The 22,401-nt window shown below is 67.5% G+C and carries 21 protein-coding genes; 11 read left to right on the plus strand and 10 right to left on the minus strand.

Translation table 11 applies throughout. From position 1 onward, the window contains the following. Positions 1-156: 156 nt before the first annotated feature. The 10 genes from G8O29_RS00285 to G8O29_RS00330 all read right to left on the minus strand — a co-directional run bounded on the left by G8O29_RS00285 (position 157) and on the right by G8O29_RS00330 (position 10,914). Positions 157-480, minus strand: coding sequence for a hypothetical protein (locus tag G8O29_RS00285; RefSeq protein ID WP_166401235.1), 324 nt, complete (start codon positions 478-480; stop codon positions 157-159). A gap of 93 nt (positions 481-573) precedes the next feature. Beyond that, positions 574-2,400, minus strand: a complete 1,827-nt coding sequence (locus G8O29_RS00290) for a M3 family oligoendopeptidase (protein WP_166401236.1) — start codon at positions 2,398-2,400, stop codon at positions 574-576. Positions 2,401-2,501: 101 nt separating this feature from the next. Beyond that, positions 2,502-3,485, minus strand: coding sequence for a Gfo/Idh/MocA family protein (locus G8O29_RS00295; protein ID WP_166401237.1), 984 nt, complete (start codon positions 3,483-3,485; stop codon positions 2,502-2,504). A 54-nt stretch (positions 3,486-3,539) separates the two neighbouring features. Then, the gene (locus G8O29_RS00300) at positions 3,540-4,157 is read right to left on the minus strand and encodes a class I SAM-dependent methyltransferase (RefSeq protein WP_166401238.1); all 618 of its coding nucleotides are present in this window, start codon (positions 4,155-4,157) and stop codon (positions 3,540-3,542) included. An 83-nt stretch (positions 4,158-4,240) separates the two neighbouring features. Next, positions 4,241-4,993: a CDP-diacylglycerol--serine O-phosphatidyltransferase gene (gene pssA / locus G8O29_RS00305; protein WP_166401239.1), complete on the minus strand. Its 753-nt coding sequence runs from the start codon at positions 4,991-4,993 to the stop codon at positions 4,241-4,243. Positions 4,994-4,996: 3 nt separating this feature from the next. Beyond that, complete coding sequence (locus G8O29_RS00310) at positions 4,997-5,722, minus strand: phosphatidylserine decarboxylase (RefSeq protein WP_367890115.1); 726 nt, start codon at positions 5,720-5,722, stop codon at positions 4,997-4,999. Between the two features lie 100 nt (positions 5,723-5,822). Beyond that, positions 5,823-6,719, minus strand: a complete 897-nt coding sequence (gene rpoH / locus G8O29_RS00315) for an RNA polymerase sigma factor RpoH (protein ID WP_166401241.1) — start codon at positions 6,717-6,719, stop codon at positions 5,823-5,825. Positions 6,720-6,901: 182 nt separating this feature from the next. Beyond that, a complete protein-coding gene (locus G8O29_RS00320; protein ID WP_242678826.1) occupies positions 6,902-8,809 on the minus strand; it encodes a potassium transporter Kup in 1,908 nt (635 codons plus the stop codon). A 448-nt stretch (positions 8,810-9,257) separates the two neighbouring features. Then, positions 9,258-9,584, minus strand: a complete 327-nt coding sequence (locus G8O29_RS00325) for a YjhX family toxin (RefSeq protein ID WP_437440786.1) — start codon at positions 9,582-9,584, stop codon at positions 9,258-9,260. Positions 9,585-9,855: 271 nt separating this feature from the next. Then, entirely contained in the window at positions 9,856-10,914 is a 1,059-nt protein-coding gene (locus G8O29_RS00330; RefSeq protein ID WP_166401243.1) for an RluA family pseudouridine synthase, read from the minus strand. Between G8O29_RS00330 and G8O29_RS00335 the strand changes: the two genes are divergently transcribed. The 11 genes from G8O29_RS00335 to G8O29_RS00385 all read left to right on the plus strand — a co-directional run bounded on the left by G8O29_RS00335 (position 10,913) and on the right by G8O29_RS00385 (position 22,382). Then, positions 10,913-11,257: a DUF6476 family protein gene (locus G8O29_RS00335; RefSeq protein WP_166401244.1), complete on the plus strand. Its 345-nt coding sequence runs from the start codon at positions 10,913-10,915 to the stop codon at positions 11,255-11,257. The genes G8O29_RS00330 and G8O29_RS00335 overlap by 2 nt on opposite strands. Before the next feature lie 64 nt (positions 11,258-11,321). After that, positions 11,322-13,001 (plus strand): ATP-binding protein, encoded by a 1,680-nt coding sequence (locus G8O29_RS00340; protein ID WP_166401245.1) that lies wholly within the window; start codon positions 11,322-11,324, stop codon positions 12,999-13,001. 103 nt (positions 13,002-13,104) lie between these two features. After that, entirely contained in the window at positions 13,105-14,541 is a 1,437-nt protein-coding gene (locus G8O29_RS00345) for an amidase (protein ID WP_166401246.1), read from the plus strand. A gap of 62 nt (positions 14,542-14,603) precedes the next feature. Then, positions 14,604-15,677: an ABC transporter ATP-binding protein gene (locus G8O29_RS00350; protein ID WP_166401247.1), complete on the plus strand. Its 1,074-nt coding sequence runs from the start codon at positions 14,604-14,606 to the stop codon at positions 15,675-15,677. Then, positions 15,678-16,592 carry an ABC transporter permease gene (locus tag G8O29_RS00355; RefSeq protein WP_166401248.1) on the plus strand — a complete coding sequence of 305 codons (915 nt, stop codon included), beginning with the start codon at positions 15,678-15,680 and terminating at the stop codon, positions 16,590-16,592. After that, complete coding sequence (locus G8O29_RS00360; RefSeq protein ID WP_166401249.1) at positions 16,585-17,388, plus strand: ABC transporter permease; 804 nt, start codon at positions 16,585-16,587, stop codon at positions 17,386-17,388. Before G8O29_RS00355 ends, G8O29_RS00360 begins: the two co-directional genes overlap by 8 nt. A 20-nt stretch (positions 17,389-17,408) precedes the next feature. Next, the gene (locus G8O29_RS00365) at positions 17,409-18,437 is read left to right on the plus strand and encodes an ABC transporter substrate-binding protein (RefSeq protein WP_166401250.1); all 1,029 of its coding nucleotides are present in this window, start codon (positions 17,409-17,411) and stop codon (positions 18,435-18,437) included. Positions 18,438-18,506: 69 nt separating this feature from the next. Continuing rightward, complete coding sequence (locus tag G8O29_RS00370) at positions 18,507-19,928, plus strand: amidase (RefSeq protein WP_367890107.1); 1,422 nt, start codon at positions 18,507-18,509, stop codon at positions 19,926-19,928. Between the two features lie 24 nt (positions 19,929-19,952). Further along, the gene (locus tag G8O29_RS00375) at positions 19,953-20,660 is read left to right on the plus strand and encodes an acylneuraminate cytidylyltransferase family protein (RefSeq protein ID WP_166401252.1); all 708 of its coding nucleotides are present in this window, start codon (positions 19,953-19,955) and stop codon (positions 20,658-20,660) included. Continuing rightward, positions 20,653-21,441, plus strand: coding sequence for an SDR family NAD(P)-dependent oxidoreductase (locus G8O29_RS00380; protein ID WP_166401253.1), 789 nt, complete (start codon positions 20,653-20,655; stop codon positions 21,439-21,441). Before G8O29_RS00375 ends, G8O29_RS00380 begins: the two co-directional genes overlap by 8 nt. Beyond that, positions 21,438-22,382 carry a Gfo/Idh/MocA family protein gene (locus G8O29_RS00385; RefSeq protein WP_166401254.1) on the plus strand — a complete coding sequence of 315 codons (945 nt, stop codon included), beginning with the start codon at positions 21,438-21,440 and terminating at the stop codon, positions 22,380-22,382. The genes G8O29_RS00380 and G8O29_RS00385 overlap by 4 nt, the downstream gene beginning before the upstream one ends. Positions 22,383-22,401: the final 19 nt, after the last annotated feature.

Below are 22,401 nucleotides of genomic sequence, written 5' to 3' on the forward strand. Positions count from 1 at the left end.
TCCCGGGGAACAGGTCCCGGGACCCCTGCATCATTTGCGACGGAATCCAACCCCTGGCGACTGCCCGACCCGTTTCCCTGCCCAGAGGCGCAGCAAACGCTCACGGCGCCACGGACCGGGCGAAACCCTTCGCAGCAAATCGTGAGCCCGGTCAGATCAGCGCCGCGGCTGCCGGGTCTGCACCGGGACGGCAACGGGGACCGTGACAGGAACGGCAACCGGCTCACGCACGCCGCGCCCGCCGCGGGGGCCATCCTCGGGCTCTGCCATCCCCATGATCCGGAAGGCAAACTGGACGGCCGAGAACACGATGCCGTTGAACACGACCAGCATCACCGCCGCGATCCAGCCGATGCCAGAGCCAAGGACCAGATGCCCCAGCCCCGCCACGTCCAGCCACAGAAGTCCGCCCGTGAAGACCGCCGAGATCAGGAAACCCAGCGCAACGCTTTCGATGTAGAGGCGGACGAGTTTCGGCATGGAATCCTCCTGTCACACCTTCAAGCTAGGCGCATGATCGCCGGTTGCCAAGCCCCCTGCCCCGCGCCGTTCCGCCGCAGGGCGGGCGGGCGGTCACGCCTCCAGCGCCTCCAGCTCGTCGATGAAGCCTGCGATCATCGACAGGCCCTTGTCCCAGAAGGTCGGGTCGCTGGCGTCCAGACCGAAGGGTGCCAGCAGATCCTTGTGGTGCATCGACCCGCCCGCCTTCAGCATGGCGAAGTATTTCTCCTGAAAGTCCGGCAGACCCGCAGCATAGGCGGCATAAAGCGCGTTCACGAGGCCATCGCCGAAGGCATAGGCATAGACGTAGAAGGGCGAATGGACGAAATGCGGGATATAGGTCCAGAAGGTCTCGTAGCCCGGCATGAACTCGAAGGCATCGCCCAGGGATTGCGCCTGCACCGACATCCACAGCGCGTTGATATCGTCCGGCGTCAGCTCGCCTTGCGCGCGGGCGGCGTGCAGCTTGCATTCGAAGTCGTAGAAGGCGATCTGGCGGACGACCGTGTTGATCATGTCCTCGACCTTGCCCGCCAGCAGGGTCTTCTTCTCGGCCGGGCTCTGCGCCTGATCCAGAAGCTTGCGGAAGGTCAGCATCTCGCCGAACACGGATGCCGTTTCCGCCAGCGTCAGGGGGGTGGAGGACAGAAGCTCCCCCTGCCCCGCCGCCAGCAGCTGATGCACTCCGTGGCCCAGCTCATGCGCCAGCGTCATCACGTCGCGCGGCTTGCCCAGGTAGTTCAGCATCACATAGGGGTGCACCGTAGTGACGGTGGGATGCGCAAAGGCGCCGGGGGCCTTGCCCGGCTTCACGCCTGCGTCGATCCAGCCCTTGTCGAAGAACGGGGCGGCAAGGTCCGCCATGCGCGGGTCGAAGGCGGCATAGGCCTCGGTCACGGTGCGGCGCGCCTCGGCCCAGTCCACCAGACGCGGGGTTTCCGTGGGCAGGGGGGCGTTGCGGTCCCAGACCTGCAACTTGTCGAGCCCCATCCATTTCGCCTTCAGCCGGTAGTAGCGGTGGCTGAGTTTCGGATAGGCCGCGACCACGGCATTGCGCAGCGCCTCGACCACCTCGGGCTCGACATGGTTCGCCAGGTGGCGCGAATGCTGGGGCGTGGGCATCTTGCGCCAGCGGTCGTGGATTTCCTTTTCCTTGGCCAGCGTGTTGTGGATGCGGGTGAAAAGCTTGATGTTCTTCTGGAACACCTCGGCCAGCGCCCGCGCCGCCGCCTCGCGCCGGGGACGCGCCGGGTCGGTCAGGAGGTTCAGCGTGGCTTCCAGGTTCAGCTCCTCGGGCTCGCCGTCCACGGGGAACATCAGCCCCGCCATCGTCTCGTCGAACAGCTTGTTCCAGGCGCTGGCGCCCACCACGCTTTCGTCGTGCAGAAAGCGTTCCAGCTCGTCCGACAACTGGTGCGGCCGCATCGCGCGCATCCGGTCGAAGACCGGCTTGTAGCGGGCAAGGTCCGCGTTCTGGGCCATCAGCCGCGCCAGATGGTCGTCGTCCAGCCGGTTGAATTCCAGACTGAAGAAGACCAGCGGAGTCGTCGCCGTCGTCACCCTGTCCTGGGCATTGCCCATGAACTGGGCGCGTTCGGGGTCGATGGTGTTCTGATAATAGCGCAGACCGGCATAGGACATCAGCCGCCCGGCGATCACCTCGATCCGTTCGTATTCCTGCACGCAGGCCAGAAGGCCCGCCGCGTCCTGCCGGCCCAGACGGCCCTCGTAGGTCCGGGCAAAGGCCGCGCAGGCGCGTTCCAGTTCCGCCATGTCGGCGGCGAATTCCGGGCCGTCTGGGCTGGGGTAAAGGTCCGTCAGGTCCCAGTCCGGCAAATCACTGAGGCCGCCCCCGCTGGCATTGGCGTCGAAAACGGGCTGGGGCAGATCAAGGGTCATGGCACTCTCCGGGCTGGTTTCACATCATCTATGCGCCGGACCGGCCCGGGGAAAGCCCCCGACCGCTCCGCTTGCGCCTTTCGGCCTCTCGTCGTGGCGCCTCAGATCGCGACCGCCACCTCATAGGCGCGGTCCATCATCGCCTGGGTGCCGCGGACGAATTCCAGCGGGCAGGGATAGGCCGCCCCCGTCCGCACCGACCGCGAGAACGCCTCGACCTGAAGCCTGTAATGGTTCGCCGTGGGAAAGCGTTCCACCGTCACCCGGTTGCCGTTCTGATGCAGCTCTACCTCGGCCAGGTCGTTCACGTTGGCGTTGAACGGCCCGCCCTCCAGCCGGATCATGCCCTTCGTGCCCTGGAAGGTCGCCACCTGCCGGTTGTACATCCGCATCGAGGTCATCGAGCCATAGGTGAACCGCCCGCGCGGCCCCTCCATCGTCGCGGCCACCTGGGCAAAGACATCCACCCCGTTCGCCCAGGCGATCCGGGCCGAAAGGTCCACCGGCTCGGCCCCGGTGACGAAACGGGCGCAGCCGAAGGTATAGACCCCGATGTCGCGCAAGGACCCGCCGCCGGTTTCCGGCTTCATGCGGATATTGCCCAGGTCGGTCAGGTTGAAGCTGAAGGCCACATCGGCATGGACCAGATCGCCGATCTCGCCCGCCTCGAACCACTCTTTCGCGCGCTGCCATTGCGGATGGTGGACGATCATGTAGGCCTCGGCCGCCAGAAGGCCCGATGCGTCACGCGCGGCGATGATCCGGTCGATCTCCTCGGCCCGCAGCGCGATGGGCTTTTCGGTCAGCACATGCTTGCCCGAAGCCAGCGCCTTCAGCGTCCAGTCCACATGCAGATGGTTCGGCAGCGGGATATAGACCGCATCGACCCCCGGATCGGCCAGCAGCGCCTCATAGGTGGGATGCACTGTCAGGCCGGGGCAGAAGGCCCGGAACCCCGCCGCCTTCGCCGGGTCCGACGTCGCCAGCGCCACCAGTTCGGCCCCTTCGGCGGCATGGATCGCGGGGGCCATGTGTTCGCGCGCGAAATTGGCGGCCCCGAGCACACCCCATCTGACTGGTTTCATGACCGCCCCCCCTGCTTGCCGGATGTCGGGCGCACTAGGGCAGAGTTTGCCGGACTATTCAACCCGTCGGAAGCGCAGGAAGGTCATCAGTCCGAAGGGCGGGACCTGGACCTGTTCCTCCAGTCTCAGCTTCGGATGGCCCAGCACCCGCTCGATGGCGAAATCCGAATGCCAGCCCAGAAGATCGGCCAGCGGGGCCGCCAGCCGTTCGGCCCAGGACCAGCCCTCGGCCCGCCCGGCAAAGTGATTGGCGATCATGACCGAACCGCCGGGACGGCAGACGCGGGCCATCTCGTCCAGCACCCGCTCGGGCTCGGGGACGACCGACATGATGTGCATGGCAGCCACATGGTCGAAGGCGGCATCGGGAAAGGCGATCTCGCGCGCGTCCATCTGGTAAAGCCCGGCCAGGTTCTTCAGGCCCTTGCGATGGGCGCGGTTCGCGGCCTCGCGCAGCATCTCGGCCGACAGGTCGATGCCGGTGACGCGCACATTCGGGGCGTAGTAGTCCAGCGCAAGGCCGGTGCCGATGCCCACTTCCAGCACCTCGCCGCCCTGGGCGTTGACATGGTTCGCCGCCAGGATGCGGCCGCCCTGGGTGATGCGCCCGAAGGTCAGGTCATAGACCGGGGCCCAACGACGATAGGTTTTCTGAATGGCATCGATCTGCATGCGACTCTCGTGAAAATTCCTGCGCGCGCGACTGTGCCCGGCCTGCGCAGGATTGCAAGCAAAAGACGCAACCCAGGCGTGCGTCAGCCGGTCGGCGCCCGGCGCCATCCGCGCAGCGCCAGCCACAGGACCCCCGCCAGATAGGCCAGGCACAGCGTCAGCAGCGTGACCCAGGGGTAGGTCAGGACCGCCGCGACAACCACCACCGCCGCCACCAGCACATAGCGCGCATGGTCCGAGGAAACGGTGATGCGCTTCAGCGACGGCGTGCGGACCCGGCTTATCATCAGCGCGCCGATCCCGACCATCCAGGCCGCCACCAGCACCGGCGAAATCTGCAGGGTCCGGTCCAGGGCAAAGACCAGATACAGCGGCGACAGCACCAGCAGCGCGCCCGCAGGCGAAGGCACGCCGATGAACGAGGTCTTCTCCGCCGCCTCTCCCGCCGCCACCTTGCTGCCCACGTTGAACCGGGCCAGCCGCAACATGCAGCAGACCACATAGACCAGCACCGCGATCCACCCCAGGCTCGTCTCGGGCCGCAGCCCCCAGAGATACAGCACCAGCGCCGGCGTCACGCCGAAGTTCACGAAGTCGCACAGGCTGTCGAGTTCGGCCCCGATGGCGCTTTCCGATTTCAGCATCCGCGCCAGCCGCCCGTCCAGCCCGTCCAGCGCCGCCGCGATCCCGATCAGCAGCACCGCCAGCGTGTAGTTCCCCGCAATCGCATAGCGGATCGCCGTCAGCCCCGAACACAGCGCCAGGATCGACACCAGATTCGGCAACAGCTTCAGAAGCAAAAGCTCGCGCGGGGCGTCGGTCGGGTTGCGAGCCATGGGCTACTCCACCCGCGCCACGCGCGCCGGGGCGTCCTGACCGATCAGCGCGATCACCGTTTCGCCCGCGATCATCGTCTGCCCCAGCGCCACCTGCGGCTGCACGCCCTCGGGCAGGTAGACGTCCAGACGGCTGCCGAAGCGGATCAGGCCAAAGCGTTCGCCGGTCCGCACCCTCTCACCCGGCTGCTTCCAGCACATGATCCGCCGCGCGACCAGGCCCGCGATCTGCACCACGGCGATCTTGCGCCCGTCCGCCATCTCGATGGCCAGCGCATTGCGCTCGTTCTCCTCGGACGCCTTGTCCAGCGAGGCGTTGAAGAACTTGCCCGGCCGATAGGCCACTGCCGTCACCGTGCCCGCGATGGGCGCGCGGTTCACATGGCAGTTGAAGACCGACATGAAGACCGAAACCCGCACCAGAGCCTCGGGGCCCATCCCCAGCTCGGCCGGTGGCACCGCGCGTTCGATCAGGCTGACGACGCCATCGGCGGGGCTGACCAGAAGGCCTGCGTTTTCCGGGACGGCGCGCCTGGGGTCGCGGAAGAAATAGTAGCACCAGACGGTCAGGCCCAGACCCAGCCAGCCCAGCGGGTCCCAGATCCAGAACAGGACCAGCGTGACCGCCGCAAAGACGGGAACGAACTTCCACCCCTCGGGGTGCATCGGTTTCAGGAAGGTGTCGATCATGCGCATGGCCGCTTCCCTATCCCTGCCGTGATCCGGGATCAACGAAAACCGACCGGGCGCAAGCCGGAGTTTTCAAAAACTCCGGCCCGGAGCCTGCACAGGCTCCGGGCCGATTTCCGCACGGAAATCGGCGCCCCGCTCACGCCGGGACCAGCATCCCCTTGCCCTTGGCCAGCTCGCGCATCCGGGCCTGAAGCTTCTCGAAGGCGCGGACCTCGATCTGGCGGATGCGTTCGCGGCTGACGCCATAGCTTTCCGACAGTTCCTCCAGCGTCACCGGGTCCTCGGCCAGGCGGCGCTGCATCAGCACGTCCTTCTCGCGGTCGTTCAGCACCGCCATCGCCTGCGCCAGAAGCGCGCGGCGGGCGTCCAGCTCGTCCTTTTCCTCATAGGCCTCGGCCTGGTCGCTGTCCTCGTCCTCCAGCCAGTCCTGCCACTGCGTCGCGCTGTCGCCGTCCGAGCCCACGGTCGCGTTCAGCGAGGCGTCCGAGCCCGAGAGCCGGCGGTTCATGTCGATGACCTCTTCCTCGGAAACGCTGAGGTCGCGCGCGATCTGGGCCACGTTCTCCGGGCGCAGGTCGCCATCCTCCAGCGCGCCGACCTTGGCCTTGGCCTTGCGCAGGTTGAAGAACAGCTTCTTCTGGGCCGAGGTCGTGCCCAGCTTCACCAGGCTCCAGGACCGCAGGATGTATTCCTGGATCGCCGCGCGGATCCACCACATCGCATAGGTGGCCAGGCGGAAGCCCTTTTCCGGGTCGAAGCGCTTGACCGCCTGCATCAGGCCCACGTTCGCCTCGGAGATCACCTCGGCCTGCGGCAGGCCATAGCCGCGATAGCCCATGGCGATCTTCGCCGCCAGGCGCAGGTGGCTGGTGACCAGCTTGTGCGCCGCCTCGGGGTCCTGATGATCGACCCAGCGCTTGGCCAGCATGTACTCCTCTTCCGGCTCCAGCAGCGGAAACTTGCGGATCTCCTGCAAATACCGGTTCAGCCCCTGTTCCGGGCTGGGTGCGGGTAGGTTGGTGTAGGTGCTCATCTTGCCCCCTGTTCATCCCGGTGCGTAAGCGCCCCCGGGACGCCGATAACCTAAGGTAACCACAGCGCCCCTGCAAGGGTCTCTATCATGCAACCCTTAACGCCAGCTGTGGCTCCCGCCGTTGGTCGAAAAGAAACATGTCAAGGATTTCACGCGAATGTCAGAATTCCCGACCGATTTCGTCAGATCGCCACCCGCTCCCCCAGTTCCACCACCCGGTCGCGCGGCAGGTGGTAGAAGTCCGACGGGTCCGCCGCCATCCGGCTCAGCGCGACATAGGCCTTGTCCAGCCACAGCTCCACCCCGCTCCCCGTCGCCACCGCCCGCCTGCGCCCCAGGAAGAAGGTCGAGGCCATCACGTCGAACTTCAGCCCCGCCGCCCGCGCATGGGCCATCGCCCGGCTGACGTTCGGCGTCTCCATGAAGCCGAAGCGCAGGATCACCCGGATGAAACGGCCTTCCAGGGGCTCCACGCTCGCCCGCTCCTCGGCCCTCGCACAGGGCACCCGCAGCGTCTCGACCGTCAAGAGGACCGTCTGCTCGTGCAGCACCCGGTTGTGCCTGATGTTGTGCAGCAGGGCCGAGGGCACGATGTCCGGGTCGCCGGTAAGGAAGAACGCCGTCCCGGGGATCACATTGACGGACGAGTCTCGCATCCTCTTCACGAAACTGCCGGTGGAAACGGCCAGCTTCGCCACCCGCGCGCGCACGGCCTGCGTGCCGCGCCACCAGGTCCACATCACGAACCCCGTGACCGCCGCAGCCACCACCGGCACATGGCCGCCATCGCCGATCTTCAGCGCGTTCGACGCAAGGAACACCAGCTCCATCGTCAGGAAAGGCGCGCCCACCAGCAGCGCAAGCGGCACCGACAGGCCCTTGCCGCGCACCAGATACAGCATGCCCAGACAGGTTGTCAGCACCATGGACCCGGTCACCGCGATCCCGTAGGCCGAAGCCAGCGCCGAGGAGGACCCGAAGCTCAGCACCAGCCACAGCACCCCGGCCAACAGCAGCCAGTTGACCGAGCCGATGTAGATCTGCCCGCTCTGCCCCTCGGCGGTGTGGCGGATGCGCAGCCGCGGCAGGAACCCCAGCTGGATCGCCCCCCGCGCCATGGAAAAGGCCCCGGTGATCACCGCCTGGCTCGCGATGACCGTGGCCATCGTCGCCAGGATCACCAGAAGCGGCAGCCCCGGCTCGGGCGTCATTGCAAAGAAGGAATCCGCCGCCCGTTCGGGATGCACCAGCACCATCGCCCCCTGCCCCAGATAGTTCAGCACCAGCGCCGGCAGCACCAGGCAGAACCAGGCCAGCATGATCGGCCGCCGCCCGAAATGGCCCAGATCGGCATAAAGCGCCTCGCCCCCGGTCACCGCCAGGAACACCGCGCCCAGCACCACGAAGGCCACGCCCGGATGGTTCAGCAGGAAGATCAGCCCCCAGACCGGATTGAACGCGGCCAGCACAGACGGCTCGTCCGCGATGTGCCACAGGCCAAGGCCCGCCAGCGTCAGGAACCAGACCACGCAGATCGGCCCGAACAGCGCCGCCACGCTGGCCGTGCCGCGCCGCTGCACCACGAACAGCACCAGCAGGATGCCCAGCGTGATCGGCAGGACGTAAGCCGTCAGCGCGGGCAGGATCAGCCCCAGCCCCTCGACCGCCGACAGGACGAAAATCGCCGGCGTGATCGCCGCGTCACCGGCAAACAGCGCCGCCCCGGCCAGGGCCAGCAGCAGAACCGGCACCGACCGCCGCCCCGCCGCCAGCCGCACCAGCGTGTAAAGCGCAAGGATGCCGCCCTCGCCCCGGTTGTCGGCGCGCAGCAGCAGGAAGACATATTTGACCGTCACGATCAGGATCAGCGTCCAGATCAGCAGCGACAGGATGCCCGGCACCTCGCCCGCGCCGGGCACGGCTGCGCCGGTGGCGCGCAGGGCCTCGCGGAAGGCATAGATCGGCGAGGTGCCGATGTCGCCATAGACGACTCCGATCGCGCCCGGCGTCAGCGCCGCGACGCCCTGTCGCCCGGCTGCGTCGCTGTGGATGTCGTCGGCTTGTCCCTCTGCGGTCAGACAGTCCGCCAATTCGCTCTTGTCTTCGTCAAACAGAGGCAAGGCAGGCTGAACGCCCCGCGGCAACGGGTCATGGATCATGATTCACCCTCGGGTGACATCGTGGCTGGCGATGTGTGGGTTGCGATTGGCTCAGGCGACCCGGCAGAACCGCCTTGCGGCGACGGCCGGATGTGGTTTCCCCCTGGCAGGAGGGGCAAGCGTTGGCTCCGATGCCGGTACCGACTCAGACAGTCGGTGATGGCAGGAGTCATACGCCGATGACGGATGCCCGACAATGCTGCGCCTGCAAAGCGGCGGGCGGGCGCCGGAGAGGGGCGCCCGCCCAGGCCAACACGCCGCCGGCTGGCCTCGGGCAGGCCCGTGCGACACCCACCGAACACACTCAGGCGCTTGCCCATGTCACAAATACTCCCGCCGGAGGCATCCGCGCCCGTCACCCGCGCCGCGTTGTCCTGCATCAGCCCTGATTGTCGGCCTGCGCCCGCACCGACAGCCGCCCCGGCCGCGAGATGCGGTAGGGTCCGCCGCCTTCCGAAGCGATCAGCCGCTTGCGCCGCAGCCGCTGGAAGACCTCCAGCGTGCAGTCGGCCCGGATCAGCCCGTCGCGGGTCACGCAGAGGATCTCGCGGACCCTGCCGCTGCTGCGCGCGTGTTCGATACGCCCGCCAAGGGCGAGGACGTGAAGGACCCTTTGTTCGGTCCGCGAGATGTTCATTGGACTTGTCCGAAGTCTGTAGCCATGCCAGACCGGACGAAGGCCGATGCGCTTCGTCGGGTCGTTCATGTCATCCGGCAGCCCCCGAGGGGGCGGATGACGTCAGCAGGTTGCCACAGTCTCGGACATGAAACGCACTCCATTGGCCGCTTTCGGCCCGTGCACCCACAGCTACGGCGGACCCGGATCCCTTCCGTAAGGGATGTGTCAGATTTCTGGCTCAGGAAATCCGGCCCCCCGAGCACGGGGCTGCGGAAACCCTAACATATCCCTAACGCCCACAGACAAGCCATTGATTTCATTGGCGTGCATGAATGCGCCGCGCGCGGCGCCCCCGGCCTCATCCGGCCCGCAGGGCCTCGATCAGCCCGGCCATGTCCGGCGGGAGGGGCGAGGTGAACTCCATCCTCTCCCCCGTCACCGGATGGTCGAACCCCAGGCTGGCCGCATGCAGCGCCTGCCGGGGGAAGCCGTTCCCGACCTCCGCCCCCCGCCCCAGCGCGGCCGACAGCTTCCGCCGCCCGCCATAGGTCCGGTCCCCGACCAGGCCATGCCCGGCATAGGCCAGGTGGACCCGGATCTGATGCGTGCGGCCGGTCTCCAGCCAGCAGTCCATCAGCGCCGCCTGGTCGGCCCCGAAGGCCTCGACGACCCGCGCCCGGGTGACGGCGTGGCGGCCCTCCTCCCAGACCACCGCCTGACGCTGCCGGTCGGTGCGGTGCCGGGCCAGGTTGGTGGCGATCCGCAGGGTTCCCCCCGGCTCGAAGCCGACCCCCCGCAGGCCGCGCAGCCGGGGATCGGCGGCAGAGGGCAGGCCATGGACCACGGCCAGATAGTGCCGGTTGACCGAATGCTCCTCGAACTGCCGCGCCAGCCCGTGATGCGCCCGGTCGGACTTGGCCACGACCAGAAGCCCCGAGGTATCCTTGTCGATCCGGTGCACGATCCCCGGCCGCCTTTCGCCCCCGATCCCCGAAAGCGTGTCGCCGCAATGGTGCAGCAGCGCGTTGACCAGCGTCCCCGAGGGCGAACCCGGCGCGGGATGGACGACCATGCCCGCGGGCTTGTCGATGACGATGAGATCGGCATCCTCCCAGACGACCGACAGCGTGATCGCCTCGGCCCGGGTCTCGACCTCGGCGGCGGGGTCCAGCCGCAGAAGGTAGATCTCGCCTTCGGCCACCCTCGCCTTGGGGTCGGTCACCACCTGCCCCGCGCGGCTGACCGCGCCCTCGGCAATCATCCGCATCAGCCGCGACCGGGACAGGGCGGCTGCCTCTGGCACGGCGGCGGCAAGGGCCTTATCAAGGCGGGCGGGAGCCTCCGGGCCGATGGTCACCGAAAGCGTCCCGCCGCCGCCCCCGCCCGCGACGTCATCGTCCTCGAAAGGCCCGTCCATGTCGTCTCCGCTGTCCGATCCCGTCACGCCCGAGGCCCCCGATGCCGCCCTGCCGCCCGGCCTGCGGCTGCTGAAATGGCTTGTCGTCCTGTTGACGCTTACCATGATCGGCGGCGTCATAACCGTGGTCGGGCTGCTTGTCACCCGCATGCCTCAGACTTTCGCCCCCCAGACCCCTGCCCTGCCCGCGGGGCTGCACCTGCCCGAAGGCACCCGGCCCGCCGCCGTGACCTTCGGCACCGGCTGGACCGCCATCGTCACCGAGGACGACCGCATCCTGATCTATGGCAAGGGCGGCACGCTGCGGCAGGAACTGCGCATCGAACCGGAGACCGGCCCTTGACCGGCGGCACAGCGATGGGGCTAGTGTCGGACAGCCCCGTCAACGCCCTGGTGCAACCCGCCCGATGCCCAAGCTTCCCAGCCCCTCGATTGCCGAAGCAGAGCGGGTCCGGGACGAGTTGGCGCGGCAGTACCGCATCCTCCGCGGCGAGTTCCTGCCGCGTCTGATCCTTGTCGCACTCGCCTATGTTCTGTGTTCGCTGTTCATCCCGCCGGCCCTGGCCGCCGCGCTGTTCTGCGTCGAGATCATCGGCGAGATCGTCTCGCAGCGCCTGCTGCGCGGCCTTGACCCCGCCCGGCAGCCTGGCCGCCATCTGGCCTATCTGGCCACCCTCATACCGATGGAGGCGGCGATCATTTCCGCCGCCGGCATGCTCTGGCTGCACGACGATCCCTATGCCAAGGCGATCTCCGTCGGGATCGTGATGGGTGCGCTGCTGCACCTGACCTCGGTCCGGTCGATCCATCTGCCGCTTGGCATTGTCGGCCTGATCAGCGCGGGCGCGGTCGTGCTGGGCTTCAACACGTGGCACTGGATCGCCGGCGGGAACTGGATCGCGCTTGGCATTTCGACGCTGACGGTCCTGGTCACCTTCGGCTACACCGCGACCGCGATGATCTCGAACAACCGGATGCACCGGGCCGGGGTCGAGGCGGCGGCGGCGGCGCGGGCGGCGAATGTCGCCAAGGGTCGCTTCCTTGCCCAGATCAGCCACGAACTGCGCACGCCGCTGAACGCCGTCATCGGCCTGGGCGAGATCGAGGCGGCCTCGGCCAGCGGCCCGTCGCGGCAGCGGCTGCGCACCATCGTCACCTCGGCCCGCGACCTGGCCGTGATGCTGGACGATGCGGTGGATTACTCGGCCCTGACCGAGGGCCGGGTCGCGATCACCCCGCGCCCGGTCGCGGTCCGGGCGGAACTGTCGGCCAACCTGCTGGTCTTCGAGCTTCAGGCGCGCAACCAGGGGCGCGACCTTGTGGTGACGGTCGAACGCGACGTGCCGACGCATCTGCTGATCGACAGCCAGCGCGTCCGGCAATGCCTGGGCAATCTGGTCGGCAACGCGCTGAAGCATTCCGCGCGCGGGCCGGTGTCGGTCACGGTGCGCTACATGCGGTCGCGGCTGGTCATCGACGTGGCCGACCAGGGCCGCGGCATCCCCGAGGCCTTGCGGGAGAAGGTGTTCGAACCCTTCTTCCGCGGATCAAGCGAGACGCCCGGCGTGGGTCTGGGCCTGGCGATCAGCCGGGCAGTGGCGCGGCAGATGTCGGGCGATCTGGTGATCCTGCCCACGGCCCAGGGCACGACCATGCGCCTGACCGTCCTGGCCCCCGAGGCCGAGGCCGTGCCGCAGCAGCGCGAGCTGTCGGACCTGCGCGACTGCACCGTCCTTGTGGTGGACGACATCGCCACCAACCGGCTGGTCGCCGGCCAGTTGCTGACCGCCATCGGCGCCCGGTTCATCGAGGCGGCCAGCGGCCCCGAGGCCCTGCAACGGCTGGAGCAGGGCGGCGTGGACGCGGTGCTGCTGGACCTGATGATGCCCGGCATGGACGGGGCCGAGACGCTGCAACATATCCGCGCCCGCCACGGCCAGCGGATTCCGGTCATCGCGATGACGGCGGACATCCTGGCCGTGCGCGAGGACGAGGCGCTGCGCGCGGCCCTTGACGGGTTCCTGCCCAAGCCGATCCTGCCCGAGGCGCTGCGCGAGGCCCTGGCTCGGGTGATGCCGGGACGCTGACGCGCCTCTGTCCGTCCGATAGCGGCAGGCGATGTCGGGTTCGGACATGACGATCCCCTGCGGCCCGTCGCAGGCTGGGCGCGCCGCAGGAAGGGAGACCGGGATGATCGGAGATCTGGGGGCCGTGGACGCAACCGCCCTGGCGGCGCTGGTGGCCGCGGGCGAGGTCACGCCGTCCGAGCTGCTGGATGCGGCACTGGCCGCGGTCGAGGCGCGCAATCCGGCCCTGAACGCGGTGGTGCTGGTGCAGGAAGGCGTGGCGCGCAAGGCGATTGCCGAGGGCCTGCCGCCGGGGCCGTTCCGCGGCGTGCCCTTCCTGATCAAGGACCTGGGCGCCGAGGCGCGGGACTTTCCCAGCCACAATGGCTCGCGCCTGTTCGCCAACACCGTCTATGCGCAGGATTCGGCGATCTTCACGCGGATGAAGGCGACGGGGGTCGTGACCTTCGGGCGCACGACCGCACCCGAGGGCGGCATTGGGGCGGCGACCGAAGCCGTCGTCTATGGCGGGCCGACGCGGAACCCCTGGAACCTGGACCACACGCCGGGCGGGTCCTCGGGCGGGGCCGGGGCGGCGGTGGCGGCGGGGATCGTGGCCATGGCGCATGGCTCGGACGGGGGCGGGTCGGTGCGGATCCCGGCGTCCAGTTGCGGGCTGTTCGGCTTCAAGCCGACGCGGGCGCGGCTGCCGGACGGGCCTTACGCGGGCGAAGGCTGGGCGGGCATGGCGATCGACGGGTTCCTCACGCGGTCGGTGCGGGACACGGCGGTGATGCTGGACGCCTGCGAGGGCCCGGACCTGGGCGCGCCCTATGTCGCCCCGCCGCTGGTGCGGGGCCATGCGGCGGCGATCAGCCGCCCGCCGCGGCGGCTGCGGGTCGGGATCTGCGACACGACCTTCACCGGCGCGCCGATCCACCCCGAGGTGGCCGAGGCGGTGCGCGCGGCGGGCCGACTGCTGGAATCGCTGGGCCATCGGGTCGAACCGGCCCGGCCGCAGGCGGATGTGGGCATGATGATGCGGGCCTGGACCGACATCGTCGGCATCGGCACCGCGCTGTCGATCCGGTCGAAACTGGGGGACCGTCCGCCCCGGCCGGACGAGGTCGAGGGCGTCGGGCGCGGCGCCTGGGCCCATGCGCAGACCCTGCATCCCACCCGCTATCTGGAGGCGGTGGGCGAGATCCATGCCTTCGGGCGGCAGATGGCTGGGTTCTTCGATCAGGGGCCGGAGGTGCTGCTGTCGGCGACGCTGGCCGAACCGCCGGCGCGGATCGGACGCTTCAGCCACGACACCGAGGATTACGTGGGCTTCCGCACCGGGCCGGACGGCATCTTCGCCTATTCCCCCTTCTGCGCCGTGTTCAACGCCAGCGGCCAGCCGGCGGCCAGCCTGCCTCTGGGCCGCTCCTCGGCCGGGCTGCCGATCGGCATTCACCTGGCGGCGGAGTTCGGGCAGGACGAGCTTCTGATCAGCCTCTGTGCAGAGATCGAGCGCGCCGCCCCCTGGGCGGGGAAAAGGGCGCCGATGGCAGGTTGAGGGCAAGGAATCGCTTGTCCCGCGGGAAGGATTCCGCCCAATATGATCAAAAGCGGGGATGAATGGGGGTGTCCTTGGCCGATGCGGTGACGATCTCGGCCCGGAATGTCGTGAAGGCGTTCGGGCAAGGCAGCGGCGTGGTGCGGGCGCTGGACGATGTTTCGGTGGACATCCGGCAAGGCGAGTTCTTCACGCTGCTTGGGCCCTCGGGCTGCGGCAAGACCACGCTTCTGCGCCTGATCGCGGGCTTCGAGATGCCGACAGAGGGCACGATCCTGCTGGACGGGACCGACATCACCACCCTGCCGCCGAACCGCCGCCCGGTGAACACGGTGTTCCAGAGCTATGCGCTGTTTCCGCACCTGACCGTGGCGCAGAACATCTCGTTCGGGCTTGAAATGCTTGGCAAGCCCGCGTCGGAGGTCAAGGCCAGGACCGCCGCGATGCTGGCCCTGGTCAAGCTGGAGGCGATGGCGGGTCGCAAGACCAGCCAGCTGTCGGGCGGGCAGCAGCAGCGGGTGGCGCTGGCGCGCGCGCTGGCGCCGCAGCCCAAGGTGCTGCTGCTGGACGAGCCGCTGTCGGCGCTGGACCTGAAGTTGCGCAAGGAGATGCAGATCGAGCTGAAGCGGCTGCAACTGGAGACGGGCATCACCTTCATCTTCGTGACCCATGACCAGGAAGAAGCCCTGACCATGTCCGACCGCATCGCGGTGATGAGTGCGGGGAAGATCCAGCAGGTCGGATCGGCAAAGGACATCTACATCCATCCGAAGAACCGCTTCGTCGCCAGTTTCATCGGCGAGACCAACTTCCTGCACGGCACCGCCGAGGCCGGGGCGATTCGCCTTGCCACCGGAGAGCGGATCGACGTGCCGGGCCTGCCCGCGGGCGGCGAGGCGACGGTCAGCGTCCGGCCCGAACAGGTGCGGCTTGGCCTGCCCTCGGACGGGCTGAAGGCGACGGTCAGGACGCTGGTCTATTTCGGCACCGACACGCATTGCCACCTGGCGCTGGCGGACGGGACCGAGGTCGTCGCGCGGCTGCAAAGCCCGGCCTCGGGCGAGGCCGGACTGGTCGAGGGCCAGGCGGTCGGCATCCGCTTTGCGGACGGCGCCGTGCAACGGGTGGAGGACTGAATGAGCCCCGCCGAGGAACAGGCCCTCCGCGCCTCTGCCCGCAACGGCTGGCTTTTGTCGCTGCCGGCGCTGGTGGTGCTGGCGCTGGCGGCCTCGGGGCCCCTGCTGATCGTGGTCTACTATTCCTTCCTGACCGCGAACGACACCGGCGGCGTGATCCGGCAGTTCTCGATCGAAGGCTGGCGCTCGATCTTTCTGAGCTACGACATCTTCGAGGACCGCTATACCCTGGCCGACGCGCATCTGAAGATCTTCTGGCGCTCGGTCTGGCTGTCGCTGACGACCACGGCCCTGACCTTTGTCATCGGCTTCCCGACCGCCTGGTTCATCGCCACGCGCCCGCCCTCGCAGCGGGCGCTGTGGCTGTTCCTGATCACCATTCCGTTCTGGACCAACCTTTTGATCCGCACCTTCGCGATCAACGAGGTGATCCGCAACGAGGGCATCCTGAACACGACGCTGCTCTGGCTGGGCGTGATCAGCGAACCCCTGCGCATCGTCTATACCGAGACCGCCGTGCTGATCGGGATGACCTATGTGTACCTGCCGCTGATGGTGCTGCCGCTTTACGCCACGATCGAGCGCTTCGACATGCGGCTGCTGGAGGCCGCCTACGACCTTTACGCCAGCCGCTGGACGACCCTGCGCCGGGTCATCCTGCCCATCGTGAAGCCGGGGATCATCGCCGGGTCGATCCTGGTCTTCGTGCCTTCGCTGGGCGCCTATGTCACCCCGCGCATCCTGGGCGGGGGCAAGAAGATGATGATCGGCAACTTCATCGAGTTGCAATTCCTGCAAGGCCGGAACTGGCCGCTGGGCGCGGCGCTGTCGGTGCTGCTGCTGATCATCGTGATGGCGGCGCTGCTGGTCTATGTCCGGGTGGCGAACCGCGACCGGAGCGCGGGCCATGGCTGAGCGCGGGTTCCAGATCAGCCGCCTGCCCGGCTTTGCGACCATGGCCGTCGCGGCCTTCGTCCTGCTTTATCTGCCGATCGTGACGCTGGTGATCTTCTCGTTCAACGCCTCGAACTCGGTCGCGGTCTGGGGCGGGTTCTCGCTGCACTGGTACGGCGATGCCTGGGCGAACCAGGCGGTGAAGGATGCGACCGTGCGGTCGCTTGTCATCGGGGTTTCGGCCTCGGTCCTGTCAACGACGCTGGCCACGCTGGCCGCGCTTGGAACGACACGGCGGCGGGCCTACCGGGGCCAGACGCTGATCTATGTGATGATCAACCAGCCGCTGATGGTGCCCGAGGTGGTGACGGCCGTGGCGCTGATGATCTTCTTCGGGATCATCAAGGTCGCCACGGGGTATCAGGGCCTGGGCTACCTGATCGCGGCCCATACCGCCTTCTGCATCCCCTTCGCCTATCTGCCGATCCGCGCCCGGCTGGAAAGCATGGACCTGTCGCTGGAAACCGCCGCGGCCGATCTTTACGCGACCCCCTGGCAGACCTTCCGGCGGGTGACCCTTCCCCTGCTGGCACCCGGGATCATGGCCGGGGCGATGCTGTCCTTCGTCATCAGCCTGGATGACGTGGTGATTACCGAGTTCGTGAAATCGGGCGGGCAGGACACGCTGCCCACCTACATGCTGGGCCAGCTGCGCCGCGCCTTCACCCCCGAGGTCAACGCCATCTCGACCATGCTTCTGGGGGTGACGGTGGTCCTGCTGACCGCCTTTTTCCTGCTGACCCGCAAAAGAGACTGACAACCAACCGGGAGACGACAATGAAAAGACTTCTGTCCGCAACCGCGCTGCTTCTGGCCTCGACCGGCCTTGCCTCGGCGGAAGGCAAGCTGCAACTCTACAACTGGGGCAACTACACCAGCCCCGAGCTTCTGGCGAAGTTCGAGAAGGAAACCGGGATCAAGGTCACGGTCACCGATTATGACAGCAACGACGTGGCGCTGGCCAAGGTCGAGGCCGGAGGGTCGGGCTTCGACCTTGTGGTGCCCTCGGCAAATTATGTGCCGATCTGGATCGAGAAGGGCCTGATCCAGGAGCTGGACCTGTCGAGGCTGCCGAACCATGCCAACATCGCCCCGGAATGGCGCGACGTGGCCTGGGACCCGGGTCGCAAGTTCACCATTCCGTGGCAGTGGGGCTCGACCGGGATCGCGGTGAACACCAAGGTCTATTCCGGCGACATCAACACCTCGGCCGTCTTCCTGGATGTGCCGGCCGAGCTGAAGGGCAAGATCAACGTCGTGCCCGAGATGAACGACATCGTGGCGCTGGCCACGATGTATGTCGGCGGCGAGCCGTGCAGCGAGGACCCCGAGGTCATGAAGAAGGCGCGCGACGCGCTGCTGGCGGCCAAGCCCGACTGGATCAGCATGGACTATGGCGCGACCGAACGGCTGTCGAACGGCGACTGGGCAGCCTCGGTCAACTGGAACGGCTCGACCATGCGGGTGCGGCTCAACACCAATGGCGACGTGCAGTATGGCTACCCGCGCGAGGGCTATCCGCTGTTCATGGATTCGGTCGCGCTGCTGTCGGATGCGAAGAACGTGGACGAGGCCTACAGGTTCCTCGACTTCATCATGCTGCCCGAGAACGCCGCGCTGATCTCGAACTTTGCGCGCTATGCGAACGGGATCGCCGGCTCGGAAGCCTTCATGGACCCGGAAATGCGCGAGGCACCCGAGGTGATGATCCCCGAAGAGCACAAGGCGGCGGGTGTGTTCCTGCCGACCTGCACCGGCAAGGCGCTGGACTACATCACTGCGATCTGGACCGAATTGCAGAAATAGGCCTTGTTCGACCCGGCGGAGCGGGGGGCGCCCCCCGCTCCGGCTGGGATGTCTGGGGAAGGGAACGCCGTGCTGGAATGGTCCGCGACAGAACTTTCGGCGGCGATCCATGCCCGGAAGGTTGCCCCGTCCGAAGTGATGGCCGTCTGGCTTGACCGGGTGGTGTCGGTCAATCCTGCCATCAACGCGCTGGTTTCATTGCGTGATCCCGACGCATTGATGGCCGAGGCCCGGCGTCTGGATGACGCCGAACCGCGCGGGTGGCTGCATGGCATCCCCTTTGCCGTAAAGGATCTGGTGGCGACAGAGGCGCTGCGGACGACCTGGGGCTCGCCCGTCTTTGCCGATCATGTGCCGACAGGGGACGACCTCGTGGCCGCGCGATTGCGGGCGGCGGGGGCGGTGATCGCGGCCAAGACCAATGTGCCGGAATGGGGCCAGGGGTCGCACAGCTTCAACCCGGTCTTCGGGGTCACGCGCAACCCCTATGACCTGTCGCGCAGCACGGGCGGGTCTTCGGGCGGAGCGGCGGCGGCGCTGGCCTGTCGCATGGCCTGGGTGGCGGACGGGTCGGACATGATGGGCAGCCTGCGCAACCCGGCGGCCTTCTGCAACGTCTACGGCTTTCGCCCGACCTGGGGTCTGGTGCCGCAGGATGCCGAGGGGGATACCTATCTGTCCACGCTTTCGACCGAGGGGCCGATGGCCCGTACGGTCGAGGATCTGGCGCGGCTGCTTGCGGTGCTGGCGGGCGAGAACCCCGAAGTGCCCTTCCCGCGCCGGGTGCCCGATCTGCTGACGGGGCTGGAAGGCGGGATGCGAGGCTGCCGGATCGGCTGGCTGGGCGACTGGGGCGGGGCCTATGCGATGGAGCCGGGTATCCTCGATCTCTGCGAGAGCGCCCTGCGCCGGATGGAAGACATGGGCGCGGTGGTCGAGCCTCTTGCCCCGCCCTTCCCGGCCGAGAAGCTGTGGCAATCCTGGGTCACGTTGCGGGCGATGCTCAACGCCGGCGGCAAGCGGGCGTTGGCGGAAGACCCCGCCAAACGGGCGCTGACCAAGCCCGAGACGCTCTGGGAAATCGAGCAGGGTCTGGGGCTGACGGCCCAGGCCGTTTACGAGGCCAGCGTCATCCGCAGCCGCTGGCACGCCCATGCGGCGCGGCTGTTCCATCGGTTCGATGCCGTGGTGCTGCCCTCGGCGCAGGTCTGGCCCTTCCCGGCCGACTGGCGCTGGCCGCAAGAGATCGCCGGTCGCAGGATGGACACCTATCACCGCTGGATGGAGGTCGTCGTGCCGGCCAGCCTGATCGGCCTGCCCGCGCTGTCGGTGCCCGTGGGCTTTGGCGCGCAGGGCCTGCCGATGGGCATGCAGATCATCGGCCGATCGGGCGAGGATGCCCGCGTGCTGGCCATCGGGCAGGCCTGGCACCGGGCGACCGAATGGCCCCAGCGCCACCCGCCTCTGGTGGCCGCCGCAGTTTCGCGCTAGGGCTGGGCGAAACGGGAGGCAGGGATGATCCTGGGTCATATCGGGGCGCGCAAGGGGTCGAAGGGCGTGCCGGGGAAGAACTTCCGCATGCTCTACGGCAAGCCGCTGATCGACTGGTCGCTGGACCAGCTTTTCGCCAACCCGCGGGTGGGCGCGGTGGTCGTGTCCACCGACGACGAGGCGATCTATGACCATGCCGTCAAGCGCGGCGCGCTGGAGATCGGTCTGCGTCCGGCAGAGCTTGCCACCGACTCCGCGCCGAAATGGGGGGTCTGGCAGCACGCGCTGGCGGCAAGCGAGGCGCTGACCGGGCCGGTCTCGGCCTTCCTAGACCTCGACTGCACCTCACCCCTGCGGTTGCCCGAGGATATCGACGGTGCCCTTACACTTTACGAAATCGAACATCCTGACATGGTGATGAGCGTCTGCGAGGCGCGAAAAAATCCATATTTCAACCTTGTGGAGCTTCGTCCTGACGGCGGCCTGAAAGTGTCGAAGGAACTGCCGGGTGGGGTCTGGTCGCGGCAATCCGCGCCGAAGGTCTGGGAACATGCGGCAAGCACATACGTGGTCAACCCGGACTACTTGCGGCGCGCGACCAGCATCTACGAGGGCCGGGTCATCCCTTACGAAATTCCGCCGGAACGCTGCGTGGATATCGACACGCCATTCGATTTCCGGCTTGTGGAATGGCTGCTGAGCGAAAGGTTGAAAGAGGCATCGCATGACTGACCTTGCATCGCGCACCATCTTCATCACCGGGTCCGGCGGCGTGCTGGGTTCGACTTATGTGCGGCAGATGCTGTCGGCGGGGGCACGGGTCATCGCCTCGGACCTTCCCGGCGCCCGGGCCGAAGCCTTGCAGGACGCCCATGCCGGGAACGACCGGTTCCGATTCTACGAACTCGACGTCAGCGATGAAGCTCAGGTGTCGGAGATCTTCGGACACATCCTGGCTGACGGCTGGCAACCGAACGTGGTCGTGAACAATGCCGCCATCACGGGCGAGCTATTGATGGGGGCCGGCAAGCCGTTTCCCGATTTCGCCGACATCAGCGTGACCGACTGGGAACGCACGATGCGCACCAATCTGACCGCCCCCTTCATGATCGCGCGGCAGATGGACCGCGACATCGTGGGCAGATGGCCCTGCACATTGATCAACGTCGCCTCGATGTACGCCCTGAATGGCGCGCATCACCGGATCTACGACGGAATGCCGTTCAAGAACTTCGCCGCCTATGGTGTGTCCAAGGCCGGAATCCACGGGCTTACGGTCTGGCTTGCAGGCTATTGGGCCCACCGCGGAGCGACGGTGAACACCATTGCTCCCGGGGCCGTCTTCAACAACCATTCCGAAGAATTCCAGCGCCGCGTCGGCGAGTTGATCATGCTGAACCGCATGGCCAGCCCCGACGAGATCGCCGGCGTCATGCTGTTCCTGTGCAGCCCGCAGGCCGGCTACATGACCGGCCAGATGGTCAATGTCGATGGAGGGTTCTCGGCGTGGTGATCCCGACCGGAACCATCCTTGTCATCGGGGCGGGATCGATCGGGCGGCGCCACGCAGAGAACCTTGCCACGCTGGGAGCCAGGGCAGAATTGATCCCGTGGCGGTGTTTCCAGCGCGATACAGTGGCCACTCGGCGCGACGTGGCGGGCATGGTCATCGCCACGGAGACCCCGGTCAGGCTTGACCTGATCCGGCTATGTGCCGACCGGGGCTGGCCGTTCTACGTCGAGAAACCCCTGGCCTGGAGGATGGCGCAGGTCGCCGAGATCCGCGCCGCAGCCGAGCCGGTGGCACGGCGGTCGATGATCGGCTTCATGATGCGCTATCATCCGGTGGTGCGGGCCCTTGCGGCCATGGACCTGTCCCGGACGTTCCGATTTCATGCCGAGATCGGCCATGATGTGCGGAAATGGCGTCAGAACTGGCGCTTTGCCGAAAGCTATGCCGCGAAAGCCGAAGGCGGCGGCGTGTTGCTGGATCTCTGTCACGAGATCGACCTGATGCTGGCCCTGTTTCCGGGGTTGCGTCTGCACGATGTCCGCAGTCTTGGGCATGCCGGATTTCCGGGGGTCGATTTCGCAACAAGCCTGCATCTGAGCGCCCCCGGCGGGGCCGCGGGATCGGTGGCGATGGACTACATCTCGCCCGTCTTCGTGCGGCGACTGGCACTGGCGACCGACCAGTGCAGGATCGAGGCGGATTTGCAGGCCGCCCGTCTGGACGTGCTGACGGCCTCGGGGCAGGAACAGCGCGCTTTTCCCTTTGAACGCAACGGGATGTTCCTGGCGGCCACGCGGGATTTCCTGGCACTCGCCGCCGGAGAGGACTTGCCGGAAGATCATCTGCGCCCGCGCTTTGATCGGATGCGGGCGACCAACGATCTGATCGCGGCTGCCTGGGAGGCCCGGAAGTTCACCGGCCAGATCGAGATGGACCTGTAGCCATCACGCATGGCATCCG

Origin of the sequence: Rhodobacter calidifons (genome assembly GCF_011174775.1) — a bacterium.
In the GTDB taxonomy this organism is placed as follows: Bacteria; Pseudomonadota; Alphaproteobacteria; order Rhodobacterales; family Rhodobacteraceae; genus Tabrizicola; species Tabrizicola calidifons.

Bases quoted from the DNA above. Each gene is read 5' to 3' on its own strand.
- G8O29_RS00345 (WP_166401246.1), top strand. From the start codon at position 13,105: ATGATCGGAGATCTGGGGGCCGTGGACGCAACCGCCCTGGCGGCGCTG.
- G8O29_RS00335 (WP_166401244.1), top strand. From the start codon at position 10,913: ATGTCGTCTCCGCTGTCCGATCCCGTCACGCCCGAGGCCCCCGATGCC.
- G8O29_RS00340 (WP_166401245.1), top strand. From the start codon at position 11,322: ATGCCCAAGCTTCCCAGCCCCTCGATTGCCGAAGCAGAGCGGGTCCGG.
- G8O29_RS00285 (WP_166401235.1), bottom strand. From the start codon at position 480: ATGCCGAAACTCGTCCGCCTCTACATCGAAAGCGTTGCGCTGGGTTTC.
- rpoH (WP_166401241.1), bottom strand. From the start codon at position 6,719: ATGAGCACCTACACCAACCTACCCGCACCCAGCCCGGAACAGGGGCTG.
- G8O29_RS00290 (WP_166401236.1), bottom strand. From the start codon at position 2,400: ATGACCCTTGATCTGCCCCAGCCCGTTTTCGACGCCAATGCCAGCGGG.
- G8O29_RS00355 (WP_166401248.1), top strand. From the start codon at position 15,678: ATGAGCCCCGCCGAGGAACAGGCCCTCCGCGCCTCTGCCCGCAACGGC.
- G8O29_RS00380 (WP_166401253.1), top strand. From the start codon at position 20,653: ATGACTGACCTTGCATCGCGCACCATCTTCATCACCGGGTCCGGCGGC.
- G8O29_RS00300 (WP_166401238.1), bottom strand. From the start codon at position 4,157: ATGCAGATCGATGCCATTCAGAAAACCTATCGTCGTTGGGCCCCGGTC.
- G8O29_RS00360 (WP_166401249.1), top strand. From the start codon at position 16,585: ATGGCTGAGCGCGGGTTCCAGATCAGCCGCCTGCCCGGCTTTGCGACC.
- pssA (WP_166401239.1), bottom strand. From the start codon at position 4,993: ATGGCTCGCAACCCGACCGACGCCCCGCGCGAGCTTTTGCTTCTGAAG.
- G8O29_RS00375 (WP_166401252.1), top strand. From the start codon at position 19,953: ATGATCCTGGGTCATATCGGGGCGCGCAAGGGGTCGAAGGGCGTGCCG.
- G8O29_RS00325 (WP_437440786.1), bottom strand. From the start codon at position 9,584: ATGAACGACCCGACGAAGCGCATCGGCCTTCGTCCGGTCTGGCATGGC.
- G8O29_RS00330 (WP_166401243.1), bottom strand. From the start codon at position 10,914: ATGGACGGGCCTTTCGAGGACGATGACGTCGCGGGCGGGGGCGGCGGC.
- G8O29_RS00365 (WP_166401250.1), top strand. From the start codon at position 17,409: ATGAAAAGACTTCTGTCCGCAACCGCGCTGCTTCTGGCCTCGACCGGC.
- G8O29_RS00295 (WP_166401237.1), bottom strand. From the start codon at position 3,485: ATGAAACCAGTCAGATGGGGTGTGCTCGGGGCCGCCAATTTCGCGCGC.
- G8O29_RS00350 (WP_166401247.1), top strand. From the start codon at position 14,604: ATGGGGGTGTCCTTGGCCGATGCGGTGACGATCTCGGCCCGGAATGTC.